The sequence below is a fragment of the Sinorhizobium numidicum genome (assembly GCF_029892045.1).
Taxonomy (GTDB): domain Bacteria; phylum Pseudomonadota; class Alphaproteobacteria; order Rhizobiales; family Rhizobiaceae; genus Sinorhizobium; species Sinorhizobium numidicum.
Map to the genome: position 1 here is coordinate 903,823 of NZ_CP120368.1, position 13,826 is coordinate 917,648.

Genomic DNA, 13,826 nt, shown 5'->3' on the forward strand with positions numbered 1-13,826 from the left:
AGCGCCGAACCGATTTCCTGCACCGCTTACCAAGCGGATTTCAATCCTCCCGCAACACCTTGCCGGGATTCATGATGCCGGCCGGATCGAAGGCGTGCTTGATGCGTTGCATCAGCTCGAGTTCGATCGCCGGTCGGATTTTCGCGAGCTCATCGCGCTTCAGCTGACCGATGCCGTGTTCGGCCGAGATCGAGCCGTTATGTTTGAGCACGATCGCGTGGACGATGGCGTTGATCTCCCGCCACCGCCCGAGGAAGGCCTGCTTGTCTGCGCCGACCGGCTGCGAGATGTTGTAGTGGATGTTGCCGTCGCCCACATGACCGAAGGCGCAGATGCGTGCGCCGGGTATGGCCGTCATGACTGCGGCATCCGCCTCGGCCATGAAAGCGGGAATGCTCGATACCGGAACCGATACGTCATGCTTGATCGAGCCGCCTTCGGGCTTCTGTGCCGGCGACATGCTCTCGCGCATATGCCACAGCGCCTTGCATTTGGCTTCGCTCGTTGCGATGACGGCGTTTTCTATGAGGCCATCGTCGGCCGCCGCCTCGAGCAGGTTCTGGATTATCCGCTCCGCACTCTCAGCGGACTCCGAGGTCGAGACATCGATCAGAACGTACCAGGGATGCGACGTTTCCATCGGATCGTGAACCCCGGGAATGTGCCGGGTCGTGAATTCTATGCCGAGCCTCGGCATCAGCTCGAAGCCGGTCAGGGCAGGACCGCAGAGGCTTGAGGCGCGCTCGAAAAGGGCGAGCGCATCTTCGACGCTCTTGAGGCCCGCAAATGCGACCTGATGGCCGAGCGGCTTCGGAAACAGCTTTAGCACGGCTCCGGTTATGACCCCGAGGGTTCCCTCGGCGCCGATGAAGAGGTCACGGAGATCGTAGCCGGTATTGTCCTTCTTCAGCCGTCGCAACCCGTCCCAGATCTCCCCCGTCGGAAGCACGACTTCCAGCCCGAGGCAAAGCTGTCGCATGTTGCCGTAGGCAAGTACGGCGGTGCCGCCTGCATTGGTCGAGAGATTGCCGCCGATCCGTGCCGATCCTTCCGAACCGAGCGAAAGGGGGAATAGTCGGCCATTGTCGTCCGCGGCTTTCTGGATGTCGGCGAGGATGCAACCGGCATCGGCGACGATGACATTGCCGACTGGATCGATATCACGGATGCGGTTCAGCCGCTCGAGCGAGAGGACGACGTCGGCTTTTCCTTCACGCGGGATCTGCCCGGCCACATGCCCGGTATTACCGCCCTGCGGAACGATTGCCGTGCGGGTCCGGCTGGCGAGCTGCAGGATGCGCGAAACTTCAGCGACCGCACCGGGCCGCAATACGAGAGGCGTCGTGCCGCGATAGAGCCCGCGCGACTCGACGAGATAAGGCGCCGTCTCTGACGGACCGGTGAGGGCATTGCCGGGGCCGACGATCTCGGTGAAGGAGGTGATCAGTTCGGGAGAAGGAATAATGGTCGTCATGGCCTCTGCCTTGGATCAGGATGATTTATTCGTTGGAGCGCCTCATCCCGCTCTAGGGGCAGCCGCCCGTTGCAGGCGATCGACAATCGCTTCGCCAAGTCCCTCGGCCGGGATCGGGCCGAAGGCGATGGTCGCAGCGCCGCTTGCATCCGCCTTTTTCATATAATCGAAGAGGTTGGCGGCCGCCTCCCGAAGATTGCCCGCCGGGCTGAGCTCGAGCACGATCGCCGCCTCGCTTTCGCCGGGAAGCGGCTTTCCGCCGAAACGGATCAGCGCTTCTCCCTGTCGGACGTCTTCGGCATTCAGCCGTACGGCGGCGCCCGGCGCGTAATGCGAAGCGAGCATGCCCGGCGCTTCGATCGCCGCGCCGGCGGTTTCCGAACGCTCGACCGTAAGGCCGGTAAGTGCCTCGACCTCCGCCACGTCGAGCCCGCCTGGCCGCAGCAGCCGGAGCTTCCGATCATCGAGCTTGATGATCGTCGACTCAAGGCCGATCTGCGCGGGGCCTGCATCGAGAATAAGCTTGAGCTTGGATCCGAGATCCGCTTCCACATGGGCCGCACTAGTCGGGCTGATCTTGCCGGACGTATTCGCGCTCGGCGCCGCGAGCGGTCGTCCGAAACGGGCGATCACCTGCCGCGAAAAGCCATCCGGCATGCGGATGCCGAGCGTATCGAGACCGGCGGACGCGAGCGCATGGACGGTACTCTCCGGCCGCTGCCGCAGGATCAAGGTAAGAGGGCCGGGCCAGAAGACTTCCGCCAGGCGCCGCGAAATCGGATCGAATTCGACGTGCTTCTCGGCCATCGCAATGTCCGAAACATGGCAGATCAAAGGATTGAAGCGCGGCCGCCCTTTCATCTCGTAAATGTGGCTGATCGCGTCGGCATTGGTGGCATCGGCAGCAAGGCCATAGACCGTTTCCGTCGGGATCGCGACCGGTTCGCCTTCGGAAAGTATGGCGCAGGCTCTCTCGATCGCCCGATCCGGCTCGATGCGCGTGTCGATGATTTCGGCCATGGCGTTTCCATTCCTTTCCGACGCTTCCTTAAAGGAGGTGTCGCGAAAACAGAACGATTTTCTGCGTGCGAGGGCTGGTCAGAGGTTGCGGATGATTTTGCGCAGCGCCTCGTCTGCGGCGCCGAGCATCAGCACGTTCTTGAGCGCTATCATCGGATCCTGTGTGCGGAAGATCAGTCCGTTGCCGCGAACGTAGCGATTGACGACCATGTGCCGATCATAGGCGTCGGGTTCGATGGCGACGGCGAAATACATGCGCGAATAGCCCGGCTGTATTCGATCGAAGAAATGCGTCTCGTCACCAAGCTCGGAGAAAAAGTTCGCAAAGTAGAAGGCCCAGGTGACCTCTCGCGAGTGGGCCAGATGCGTTCTGGCGCCGGTCACATGGCAGTAACCAAGGTGAGGACTGTTGGCGAGCGTCCGGTGAAAGATCATCTTTGGAAAGCGGATCGAAGCATGGAAGCTGTTGATCCGCTTGTGGGTCGTCTCGCCGGCTGCCGTCAGTTTGCGTCCGGTCCGCTCCGCGACTTCGTCATGTGTCAGATAGCGCCGCTGCTCGGCTATCCAGTGGCGGCGCCGATCGATGCGGCCCGTCCTCAGGAACTCGGTATGGATTGCAGCCTTTGGTGCCAGGGCGGGTGCCCTTTCGGCCGCGTCGTAATATCTGAGCTTTGCCATCGACGTTAATGCGCCACCCTGCCGGTGAAACGGTTGATCCGTTAGCGGATGCTAAGTGATCAGGGTTAATGAATGTTTTCCGCCGGGGCGCGCTCGATGCGGGTGTCGCAAAAGGGCGAGCCTCTTTCGCAGCCGAGACTGCGCTGCCGAAAAAATCGCCAATTGCTCAAGTTTTCCGCTATCGCGTTGTTTACAAATGGAAAATATCATTTCTTACATGACGCGCAGATGCCGGAATATCTGTCGTCTTTCTGGAAACGGATGTCGCGAACCGGCAGTTGTCAAGGCTATCCGCCGGCTTAGATACCCACACTCAAGGTGCCGCCTTAGGGAGGGCGGAGAATTGGGAAGCCGGTCAAATCCCGGCGCTGCCCCCGCAACGGTGGTGGAGCAAAAAGCCTCGGCACAAGGCCACTGGACAAATCGGTCCGGGAAGGCGCCGGGCTGGTCCTTCGTGGACTGCTCCAGAGCCCGGAAACCAGCCTTGAAGCGAAATCAACCGTAACTGGTTGCGGCGGGCAGCCGGATCGGAACCACATGGCGCGCCGGCGTCATCGCCGGCGTTTGGTTCCTGTCCTGCCTCTCCGAAACGTGGCGAATGAGGATGGGACATGGACATTCAGAACGACATGCTGCGCAAGCTGAAAAGCCGCCGCAACGGGTACAGCCTCGACCGGGCTTTCTATATCGACCCCGACTATTACCGCCAGGATCTGGAGCATATCTGGTACAAGGATTGGCTCTTCATCGGCCATGATTGCGAAATCCCAAGAGCCGGGAATTATTTTACGGTCCAGGTCGGCGACTATCCGATTGTCGTCGTTCGCGACCGGCAGGGGACCATCCGGGCGCTGCACAACTCCTGTCGCCACCGCGGCTCGCGCGTCTGCGCGCAGCAGAAGGGCTCTTCGGCCAAACTCGTCTGTCCCTATCATCAATGGACCTACGAACTCGACGGCAGGCTGCTTTTCGCGCGGCAGATGCCCGAGGGCTTCGACCCCGCCCAGCACAGCCTGAAGCCGGTGCACTGCGAGACCGTTGGAGGATATATCTTCATCAGCCTCGCCGACCAGCCCATGGATTTTCAGCCCTTCCGCGACATGGCGGCAGGCTATCTCGCGCCGCATCGCCTTGGCGAAACCAAGGTCGCCTACGAGAGCACCATCGTCGAGAAGGGCAACTGGAAGCTCGTCTGGGAGAACAATCGCGAGTGCTACCACTGTGCCGCCAACCATCCGGAGCTCTGCCGGACGTACCCCGAGGCTCCGACGGTCACCGGCGTTCAGGCCTCGATGGACGATCCGGAAATTGCCGCCCATTGGGCGCAATGCGAGGCAGCGGGGCTGCCAAGCGCTTTCAAGATCTCGCCGACCGGCCAGTTCCGCACGACGAGAATGCCGTTGATCAACGACGCCGAGAGCTACACCATGTCGGGTGAGAAGGCCGTCCGTAAGCAGCTTTCCGCCGACGTCAACGCGAGCCGGATCGGCACGCTGCTTCTCTTCCACTACCCGACGACCTGGAACCACGTGCTCGGCGACCACGCGATCACCTTCCGCGTCTTGCCGCTGGGGCCCGAATTGACTGAGGTCACGACCAAATGGCTGGTCAACAAGGATGCGATCGAAGGCGTCGATTACACGATCGAGGAACTCACCCATGTCTGGACGGAAACCAACGATCAGGACCGCCGTATCGTTGAGGAGAATGCCTTCGGCATCCGCTCGCCGGCTTATGAGCCCGGTCCCTATTCGGCCGAGCACGAGGGGGGCGTGATGCAGTTCGTCGAATGGTATTCGAACTTCATGCAGAACCGCCTTCAGGGCGCTGCCGCTCCTCTCTCGCGGGTGGCATGACCCATGGAAATGGCCGCCTCCTTCCGCCATTTCGATGAACTGCATCCCTGGATCGATCGCCAGCACATGCTTGAGTGCACTTCGACGGTTGCCGAGACTGCGGATGTGATGACTTTCACGTTCCGGTCCGACAAACCGGCCTGGTTCCGTTATCTGCCGGGACAGTTCGTGACGCTTGAACTGCCCGTCGGCGAGGAGTCGGTGATGCGCACCTATACTCTATCGTCCTCGCCCTCGCGTCCGCTCTCGGTGGCCGTCACGGTTAAGGCCCAGGCGGACAGCGTCGGTACGCGCTGGATGTTCGACAATCTGAAGCCGGGCATGACGCTGAAAGCGCTCGGGCCGCTCGGCGATTTCAGCTTCGTCCGCCATCCGGGCGAAAAATATCTTTTCGTTTCGGCCGGTTCCGGCATCACCCCGATGATGTCGATGACGCGCTGGATGGGAGATTGCGCACCGGAAACGGATGTTACCTTCATTTCCTGCGCGAGACGGCCGGACGATCTTCTGTTCAAATCCGAGCTTGAAGTTCTCGCCCGTCAGATGCCGCGGCTCAATCTCGGCTTTCTGGTGGAGGGACACGAGGCACGCCACGGTTGGCACGGATTGCGCGGCCGCATCGATGCGACGAAGCTGCCGCTGCTTGCGCCGGATTTCCTGGAGAGAACCGTCTTTTGCTGCGGTCCCGAGCCCTTCATGCGAGGTGTGAGGGAAATGCTGAAGGCGTCGGGTTTCGAGATGGCGCGTTACCATCAGGAAAGCTTCCAGCCGGCGGCCGCACCCGCCGCCGAGGAGCTTGCCGTCCGCGCTGGGCCGGCCGCAGGCGCTCCGGTCGAGGCCGCACGGTTGACTTTCACCATGAGCGGCAAGGAGGTCACAGCCGTTCCGGGCCAGACGATCCTTCAGACGGCGCGCGTCAATGGAGTGAGGATCGGCGCCGCCTGCGAAGGGGGCATCTGCGGCACGTGCCGGGTGAAGAAGATTTCCGGCGATGTCGAGATGACCCACAACGGCGGCATTCTCGATGACGAGATCGAGGAAGGCTATATCCTCGCCTGCTGTTCCCGGCCGGTCAGCGATGTGCAGATCGAAGCTTGATCGAGCTTTAAAAGTCGGAGCGGAACGCGGGCGCTAGAGCATCCCGCTTTCAAGCGGAACCGCTGGAAGCGGGATGCTCTAGAATCTAGAGTGCTAGAGCGTCCTTTGTGCGTTCACTTGAACGCACGGCGCTCTAGCGGCGCTCGGTCTGATAGGGCAAGCGCGCCTCCGCCGCCTTCACGCTGATGGTGCCGGTGACCGTCATGTCGACGCCGGTGCCTGATCCGCTCTCGGCCCCGGCACGGCTGATGAGCAATGGCTGCGCGAAGGAGGCGACGGCGGTGGCGCCCGTCATTTGCGCGGCGCCGGCTTTGGCGGAGGCGACAACCGTCAGGACCGGCGGTTTTTCCGGCAGCAGCGTACCGCTGGCCCAGACAGCCTTCAGTGCTGCGACGGGCATGGCCGCGACGTTCACGTCAATGTCGTTGAGTGTGCCCGGCACGCGGTAGGGGCAGCGTTTCTTGCCGCAATTATGCGCAGACGAGAATTGCCACAGCGCATAGCTGTTCCAGTTGCCCAGCGGAAAAACCTTGCGGATATCGGGTTTATAGCGCGCATACCAGAGCGGAAGGCGCGAAAGCAGCCGATGCTTGAACCGGTTGGCGGCGATGTGCTTCGCCGTTATGTGGTTGGTATAGAGGATCGGATAGCGGCCGGTGCGCGCTTTGATATGGCCGGCGAAGATCGCCGCGTCGTCGAGAGACATGTATTTGTCCGGATCGATACCTTCGATGTCGAGGACCATCATCTCGTCGTCGCGCGGGTCCGCGTAGTCGAGGAAGTGATTGGCCTGATCGACCGGGTTGCCGGGCCGGGCCAAATGATATGCACCCCAGAGCAGGCCGTGAGAACGGGCAATCATTCGGCGGGTCTGGTAGAGTTCCCGGCTGACCGCATATTTGCGCCACATCGTCTTGCAATGGGCGACCGTATCGCCGCCATGGTCGCCGGTGCAGGTGAAGCTTTCCGGCAGGCCGTCGGAGGCTTTTGCGATGAAGCCGGAAATCCGCTTATCCTTCAGCATCGCTTCCCAGTCGATGCTGTTCATCTCGTAAGCGTCGACGATGATCGCGTTCTGGCGCTGCTTCCACGGCTCGACGTCACTCGCGCGTGCGCTCGCCGCCGCGAAGGTCAGGCCCACAAGGGCCGCCAGGCGCAAGATCATCCCCGAAATCGAGAGTCCCCGCTTTTCCATTCTCTGAGATTGCCGACATTAGGGTTAAAAGGTCGTGAATCTCAGCCCCTGTGCTGATCCTGCGCGAGACGGCCGCTTCTGTACATAGACCTGCGGCGGCAAAGTAGCCGTCGAGTTCGGCTCTGGATTGTGATCTCGCCGGCGGTTTTGTCCGTTATGTGCGCGGGCCGGCAGCTTCGCCGCCCGCTCCATCGACTTCTAGAGGATGCCGATACGCTTGAGGATCATCCAGGCAAGTCCCATCGAAAGGGCAATGAACAGCCCTGCATAGAGCGTGCCGCTCCCGCCGGCGAAGGGCAGGGCGCCCGTGTTCATGCCGAAGAAACCGGTCACCAGGGTGGCCGGCAACAGGAACGCCGTCATCAGCGACAGGATGTAGAGATGGCGGTTGGTCTCAGAGGAGATCTTGCTATCGATTTCCTCGTGCAGGAGCCTCGCTCGTTCCTGAAGCGCAAACACATCGCGGTCGACGGCCTCCAGCCGATCGGAAAGCCGCTCGGCCGCGTCGATGAATCCCGGTGGCACCTCGTCATCCTCCGAGGCCGCCGCGCGCCGCAGCAGGGCGAGGGTGGTTCTCAGGTGCCGGTGCAACCGCACCACAGTTCGGCGCAACGGCGCGAGCCCGGGCTGCTGCCTGTGTTCCGCCTCGCCGTAGACGCGGTCCTCGATGACGTTGAGCTCTTCCGTCAGCTCGAGCACCAACGAGATCAATGTGCGTTGGAACTCGATGACGAGCATCTCGAAGAGATCGATCGGCCGGCTGCATCTGGCGTTCTTTTCAACGGCCGCCTTCACCCGGTCGATGCTGCGCAGCGGATGCAGGCGCGTGGTGATGACGAGCCTGTCGCTGACCGCAAAATGCAGCCAGCCGATCGTTTTGGTGACCGTGTCGAAGGTTCGCTCGAAATCGACCACGGTACCGTGCACGACATCTTCCGAAACGGTTATCGCCGCCTGGGTGTCATGGCTGGTGAGCGTCGCGATTGCTGCCTGCGGCAGATTGGCGATACGCTCGATCAGCGCGGGCGTGCGCGCATCGCTGAGCGCCAGATGCATCCAGAGCCAGCCCTCGCTCGCCTGGAGACTATCGACGGACGAATCGGCGGAGATGCGCTGGCATCGGTTTTCGCCGGGAAAAAACCGGTAAGCCCAGACGAGGCCAGGTATCTCGGGGGAAATCAGGTTCATCGGGAGTGCCTTAGACCGCGAGGATTTTGACTTGAATCAACCCAAAATTCCTAGGCCTATCGATTCAAATAAGGAGAGCGGGATCCGCGCGGAAAACCGTTCACACTTTTCCTTAATCCCGCTCGAGCGGCCGTTTGAGACGGCTTCTATTCGTCTTCAATGACAGTTTTGTTACACTCATTTGCTGCAAGCGCTGGCACGCATCTCAGCATTGACGTTTACGTAAAAATCAATAGGCTCGGCACGTGAAGAGTGCGCGTCGTCTACGATGGCCGCGACTGCACGGGAGGAACATTATGTACAAGGCGCCAATTGACGAGATTGCATTCACCCTGAAGCATGTGGCCGGCATGGACGGTGCTCTGACCGCGGGCAGATTCGGCGAACTCGGCGAAGATCTCGTCGATGCGATCCTTTCGGAAGCGGGTCGTTTTGCAACGGAAGAGATAGCGCCTCTCGCCGAGATTGGCGACCGGCAGGGCGCACGCCTGATTGATGGGGCTGTCCAGACGCCCGAGGGCTGGCGCGACCTCTATCGCAATTGGATCGGCGGCGGGTGGAATGGTCTGACGGCACCGGAGGCCTTCGGCGGACAGAACCTGCCGCACATGCTGCATGTCGCCGCGATGGAAATGTGGAACGGCGGCTCGATGGCCTTCGCCCTCGCTCCCACGCTGACCATGGGTGCTATCGAGGCGTTGGAAAAACACGGCTCCGACGCTCTGAAGGCAACTTTTCTCGGGAAGATGGTTTCGGGCGAATGGATGGGGACCATGAATCTGACGGAGCCGAATGCCGGCTCCGACCTAGGCGCGCTCAAGACCCGCGCTGAACGCCGCGCGGACGGCAGCTACCGCATTTTCGGCCAGAAGATCTTCATTACCTGGGGCGAGCACGACTTTACCGATAACATCATCCATTTCGTGCTGGCGCGATTGCCCGATGCGCCACCCGGCACGAAAGGAATTTCGCTATTTCTTGTGCCGAAATTCCTCGTCAACACGGATGGCACGCTCGGTGCCCGCAACGATCTCTTTTGCCACTCGCTTGAGCACAAGCTTGGCATCCATGGATCGCCGACCTGCACCATGATCTACGGCGACGGCAGGTTCGGTGCGGAGAAGGGAGCGATCGGTTATCTCATCGGCGAGGAACATCGCGGGCTCGCCTGCATGTTCACGATGATGAACAATGCCCGGCTTGCCGTGGGGATACAAGGGGTCGCCATCGCCGAAGCCGCTACCCAGAAGGCGATTGCCTACGCCAAGGAGCGTACGCAGGGCAGGGCGCCCGGATGGAGCGGTGAAGGCATGAGCCCGATCATCGAGCATCCGGATATCGCCCGCACATTGCTGACGATGAAGGCGCTGACCCAAGGGTCGCGTGCCATCGCCTACGCCTGCGCACACGCAGTCGACATGGCGCACGCCAGCCGGGGCGACGAAGCCCGTCATTGGCAGGAACGCTCAAGCCTGCTGACCCCGATTGCCAAGTCCTTCGCAACCGATGCCGGCGTCGATGTCGCCTCGATGGGCATTCAGGTGCATGGCGGCATGGGCTTCATCGAGGAAACCGGGGCGGCCCGGTACCTGCGCGACGCGCGAATCGCACCGATCTATGAAGGCACCAACGGTATCCAGGCGATCGATCTCGTCATCCGCAAGTTGCCGCAGTCCGACGGCGCTCATGTGCGCGGTTTCATTGGTGAACTCGGCCAGGTCGCCGCTGCCGTCAGGGCATCGAACAGGCAGGGATTTGGCGAGACGGCATCGCGGCTCGACGCTGCGATCGCCGATCTCGCGGCGACGACCGAATGGCTGCTGGCAGCGCTGGGAAGCGAAAAACTCGCCGATGCACTCTCCGGCGCCACCCCCTATCAGCGCCTGTTCGGTCTGGTGCTGACCGGCGTCTATCTCGCCAAGGGAGGGCTCGCCGAAGCCGGCGATGGAAAGCAGGATGCGCGCATCAGCCTCTGCCGCTTCGCCGCGGAAAATCTTTTGGCAGAGACAGCCGCGCTCAGAGACCGTGTCGTCAATGGCGCGGAGAGCCTTGCAACCGCCCGCGCCGTTCTCAATTGAGGAAAACCCCATGACTGACCACGTGCTCGTAGAACGGCCGGAGGCCTCTCCCGGTGTCCAGGTCATCCGTTTCAACCGGCCGGAGAAGAAGAACGCCATCACGCGCGAGATGTACGCCAAGATGACGAAGGCACTGACGGTCGCCGGAGAAGATCCCGCTGTCCGTGTGACTGCCTTCCTCGGAACGGAAGGGTGTTTTTCGGCCGGCAACGACATGGCCGATTTCCTGACCTTTGCCATGGGCGGCAGTATGGGAGGCGAAGTTCTGGACTTCCTCCAGGCGCTCGCGGGCGCGGCGAAGCCCGTTGTTTCCGGGGTCGATGGATTGGCGATCGGCATCGGTACGACGATCCATCTGCATTGCGATCTCACAGTGGCTTCCGCCCGTTCGGTTTTCAGGACTCCTTTTGTCGACCTGGCGCTCGTTCCGGAAGCCGCCTCAAGCCTGATTGCACCGCGCATCATGGGGCATCAGCGCGCTTTTGCGCTTTTGGCAGCCGGTGAGCCGCTTGAGGCCGCCAGTGCGCTGGACGCCGGACTGATCTGGAAAGTTGTCGACGAGGATACCGTGGAAACCGAAACGCTCTCGCTCGCAGCGCGCCTCGCCAAGAAGCCGCCGGAGGCGCTGCGCATTGCACGCGATCTCATCCGCGGCGACCGCAAGGATGTCCTCGCGCGGATCGACGAGGAGGCGGCGCACTTTTCGGCGCAATTGAAGAGCGCCGAAGCGCGTGCCGCTTTCGAGGCATTCATGCGCCGCTAGGACCGAAGTTCGGGTGCAGGCATCCTGAATTTCTATCTGTCAATTTTAATCGGTTCTTAAATAGCAATCGCTAGCGTCCGGCCGCAGTAGGCCTTCCCTCGGAGCAGCCGGCCTTAGGTGCAATCACTGGCGCCTAAGGGCTGCTCTGAATGAAAGGCGCTGGAGCGTCGTCCGTGTGTTCACCGGAACTTGCGGCGGTTCGGCGCCGGCCCCGGCGGCATGAGGCATGGCCGGCATCGCCCTCGCGGCATGTCCACTCGGTTTCCCGGCATTTCTCCAGTCGCTCCGGCGATCGGTCCGTCGCGTACGGGAAAACCCTTACGAGCTCATGTCGCCGAAAAACGCCGGCCATTCCCGAGGAGCCCTATTTTGTCCAAACGATCGAACCTCATGACGCGCATCCTTCTTGCGGCGTCCTGCGTTGTCGTCGGTGCCTTCGCAGGTTTTTCCGTCTATATCGATGCGCTTCAGCGTGACACGACCACGAAGGCAGTCGAGGAGAATATTTCCTCTTCCGGCAACCAGGCAGCTCAGAGCGTCGCCAACTGGCTGAACGGCCGGGTGACGTTGACCGCCATGGCGGCGGATGCGGCCGGCAGCGCCTCCGACGAAGCCGGCATCCTGGCCGCGTTGAAGAATGACGTTCTTACCGGCGAGTTCATGTCCACCTATGTCGGCAATGAAGCGGGCAAGTTCATTACGTGGCCCGAGATGCCGCTGCCGGAAGGCTACGACCCGCGCCAACGCCCCTGGTATCAGCAGGCGGTGAAGGCCGATGCTCGCGTTCTCACCGAGCCTTATATCGACGCGTCGAGCGGCGACGTCATCATCAGCGCAGCTGTTCCGGTCAAGCATGACGGCAAGCTTTATGGCGTGGCCGCGAGCGACTTCTCCCTGAAGACCCTGGTCTCCATGATCAACGATATCGATGTCGGCAGCAAAGGTTTCGCGTTTCTCGCGAGCAAGGACGGGCAGATCCTCGTCCATCCGGATGCAAAGCTCGTGACGAAGACGCTCGCTGACGCCTTCCCGGTCGATACGCCGGTGATCGGCAGCGGCATCATGCATAGCGAGCTTGACGGCAAATCGATGCTGGTAAGCTTCGTGCCGGTGCAGGGACTTCCATCGGTCGAATGGTATGTCGGCTTCGCCCTCGATGCGGACGTCGCCTATTCGGCGATCAGCCAGTTCCGCGTGGCCGCGACCGTCGCGACGCTTCTCGCCGTCGGTGCCATGATCGTCTTTCTCGCGACCCTTCTCAGCCGTCTCGTCATCCGCCCGGTGACCGACATGACGGGTGCGATGGAGAAGCTTGCCGCCGGCAATCTCGCTGTTGCGATTCCGGGGGAAGAGCGCCGGGACCAGATCGGCTCAATGGCGGCGGCGGTTGCCGTTTTCCGCGCCAATGCGGTCGAACGGGTTCGGCTTGAAGAAGAAGCGGATGCCAACCGCTCGCTGTCGGAACGTGAACGCCTCGAGCGCGAAGCACAGAAGGCTCGCGATGCGGCGGACGTGCAGCATGCAGTCGAAGCGCTGGCGACGGGCCTCGGCCGGCTCGCGGACGGCGATCTCGCCTATCGCATCGACAGCCCGTTCGCCGATCGCCTCGATCGTCTCAGGGACGACTTCAACAATTCGGTCGCCAGGCTGCACGATACGCTGTGTGCGGTCGGCACCAATGCACGCGCCATCGATGCCGGCGCCAGCGAGATCCGCTCTGCCGCCGACGATCTTGCCCGCCGCACCGAACAGCAGGCGGCTTCTGTCGAGGAAACTGCTGCAGCGCTCGAGGAAATCACCACCACTGTCAAGGACTCGGCGCACCGAGCAGAGGAAGTCGGTGCGCTCGTCGCCCGCACCCGTGAAGGGGCGGAAAAGTCCGGCGAAGTGGTGCAGAACGCCGTCCACGCGATGCACGCAATCGAAAAATCATCCGGCGAGATCTCGAACATCATCGGCGTCATCGACGACATCGCCTTCCAGACCAACCTCTTGGCGCTGAATGCCGGCGTCGAAGCCGCCCGCGCGGGCGAGGCCGGCAAGGGCTTTGCCGTCGTCGCTCAGGAAGTGCGCGAGCTCGCCCAGCGTTCGGCCAATGCCGCGAAGGAAATCAAGGCGTTGATCACTACCTCCGGCGAACAGGTGCGCTCCGGCGTGACGCTCGTCGGCGACACCGGCAAAGCGCTGGAAGCAATCGTCGCCGAGGTTCAGGAGATCAACAAGCACGTAAGCGCGATCGTCACCGCGACTCGCGAACAGTCAACCGGGCTCCAGGAGATCAACACGGCCGTCAACACCATGGACCAGGGTACGCAGCAGAACGCGGCCATGGTCGAGGAACAGACGGCGGCAAGCCACGGTCTTGCCCAGGAAGCGGCTGCGCTCAATGCGCTGCTCGCACAGTTCAAACTTGGAGACATACTGGCGTCCGCCAGCCCGGCCAAGAGCCATCGCCGCCGCGCGGCCTGATGCCGCC

General features: G+C 61.9%; 10 protein-coding genes and 1 riboswitch. Of the genes, 5 read left to right on the forward strand and 5 right to left on the reverse strand.

All coding sequences use genetic code 11. The annotated features are described in order from the left end of the window. Positions 1–40: 40 nt before the first annotated feature. The 3 genes from PYH37_RS15395 to PYH37_RS15405 form a co-directional block, all read right to left on the reverse strand. Positions 41–1,474 (reverse strand): FAD-binding oxidoreductase, encoded by a 1,434-nt coding sequence (locus PYH37_RS15395; RefSeq protein ID WP_280735790.1) that lies wholly within the window; start codon positions 1,472–1,474, stop codon positions 41–43. A 42-nt stretch (positions 1,475–1,516) separates the two neighbouring features. Further along, positions 1,517–2,494, reverse strand: a complete 978-nt coding sequence (locus PYH37_RS15400; RefSeq protein ID WP_280735791.1) for an L-threonylcarbamoyladenylate synthase — start codon at positions 2,492–2,494, stop codon at positions 1,517–1,519. A gap of 78 nt (positions 2,495–2,572) precedes the next feature. After that, entirely contained in the window at positions 2,573–3,172 is a 600-nt protein-coding gene (locus tag PYH37_RS15405) for a DUF6656 family protein (RefSeq protein ID WP_280735792.1), read from the reverse strand. A gap of 299 nt (positions 3,173–3,471) precedes the next feature. After that, positions 3,472–3,673, forward strand: a riboswitch (cobalamin riboswitch). A 110-nt stretch (positions 3,674–3,783) separates the two neighbouring features. Between PYH37_RS15405 and PYH37_RS15410 the strand changes: the two genes are divergently transcribed. Next, positions 3,784–5,028, forward strand: a complete 1,245-nt coding sequence (locus PYH37_RS15410) for an aromatic ring-hydroxylating oxygenase subunit alpha (RefSeq protein ID WP_280735793.1) — start codon at positions 3,784–3,786, stop codon at positions 5,026–5,028. Positions 5,029–5,031: 3 nt separating this feature from the next. Continuing rightward, on the forward strand, positions 5,032–6,126 hold the full coding sequence (locus tag PYH37_RS15415) for an FAD-binding oxidoreductase (RefSeq protein WP_280735794.1): 1,095 nt from the start codon (positions 5,032–5,034) through the stop codon (positions 6,124–6,126). A 133-nt stretch (positions 6,127–6,259) separates the two neighbouring features. Here the strand turns inward: PYH37_RS15415 and PYH37_RS15420 are convergent, their stop codons facing one another. Both PYH37_RS15420 and PYH37_RS15425 read right to left on the reverse strand, forming a co-directional pair. Further along, positions 6,260–7,321 carry a glycoside hydrolase family 25 protein gene (locus PYH37_RS15420; RefSeq protein ID WP_280735795.1) on the reverse strand — a complete coding sequence of 354 codons (1,062 nt, stop codon included), beginning with the start codon at positions 7,319–7,321 and terminating at the stop codon, positions 6,260–6,262. A gap of 198 nt (positions 7,322–7,519) precedes the next feature. Next, complete coding sequence (locus tag PYH37_RS15425; RefSeq protein ID WP_280735796.1) at positions 7,520–8,509, reverse strand: transporter; 990 nt, start codon at positions 8,507–8,509, stop codon at positions 7,520–7,522. 296 nt (positions 8,510–8,805) lie between these two features. Here PYH37_RS15425 and PYH37_RS15430 point away from each other — a divergent pair, with 296 nt between their 5' ends. The 3 genes from PYH37_RS15430 to mcpU all read left to right on the forward strand — a co-directional run bounded on the left by PYH37_RS15430 (position 8,806) and on the right by mcpU (position 13,819). Continuing rightward, entirely contained in the window at positions 8,806–10,587 is a 1,782-nt protein-coding gene (locus tag PYH37_RS15430) for an acyl-CoA dehydrogenase family protein (protein WP_280735797.1), read from the forward strand. A 10-nt stretch (positions 10,588–10,597) separates the two neighbouring features. Continuing rightward, positions 10,598–11,350: a crotonase/enoyl-CoA hydratase family protein gene (locus PYH37_RS15435; RefSeq protein WP_280735798.1), complete on the forward strand. Its 753-nt coding sequence runs from the start codon at positions 10,598–10,600 to the stop codon at positions 11,348–11,350. Positions 11,351–11,719: 369 nt separating this feature from the next. Beyond that, positions 11,720–13,819, forward strand: a complete 2,100-nt coding sequence (gene mcpU, locus PYH37_RS15440) for a methyl-accepting chemotaxis protein McpU (RefSeq protein WP_459117316.1) — start codon at positions 11,720–11,722, stop codon at positions 13,817–13,819. Positions 13,820–13,826 lie beyond the last annotated feature (7 nt).

Coding starts and splice junctions, on each gene's coding strand:
- PYH37_RS15410 (WP_280735793.1), top strand. CDS start 3,784: ATGGACATTCAGAACGACATGCTGCGCAAGCTGAAAAGCCGCCGCAAC.
- PYH37_RS15415 (WP_280735794.1), top strand. CDS start 5,032: ATGGAAATGGCCGCCTCCTTCCGCCATTTCGATGAACTGCATCCCTGG.
- PYH37_RS15405 (WP_280735792.1), bottom strand. CDS start 3,172: ATGGCAAAGCTCAGATATTACGACGCGGCCGAAAGGGCACCCGCCCTG.
- PYH37_RS15425 (WP_280735796.1), bottom strand. CDS start 8,509: ATGAACCTGATTTCCCCCGAGATACCTGGCCTCGTCTGGGCTTACCGG.
- PYH37_RS15430 (WP_280735797.1), top strand. CDS start 8,806: ATGTACAAGGCGCCAATTGACGAGATTGCATTCACCCTGAAGCATGTG.
- PYH37_RS15395 (WP_280735790.1), bottom strand. CDS start 1,474: ATGACGACCATTATTCCTTCTCCCGAACTGATCACCTCCTTCACCGAG.
- PYH37_RS15435 (WP_280735798.1), top strand. CDS start 10,598: ATGACTGACCACGTGCTCGTAGAACGGCCGGAGGCCTCTCCCGGTGTC.
- PYH37_RS15400 (WP_280735791.1), bottom strand. CDS start 2,494: ATGGCCGAAATCATCGACACGCGCATCGAGCCGGATCGGGCGATCGAG.
- PYH37_RS15420 (WP_280735795.1), bottom strand. CDS start 7,321: ATGGAAAAGCGGGGACTCTCGATTTCGGGGATGATCTTGCGCCTGGCG.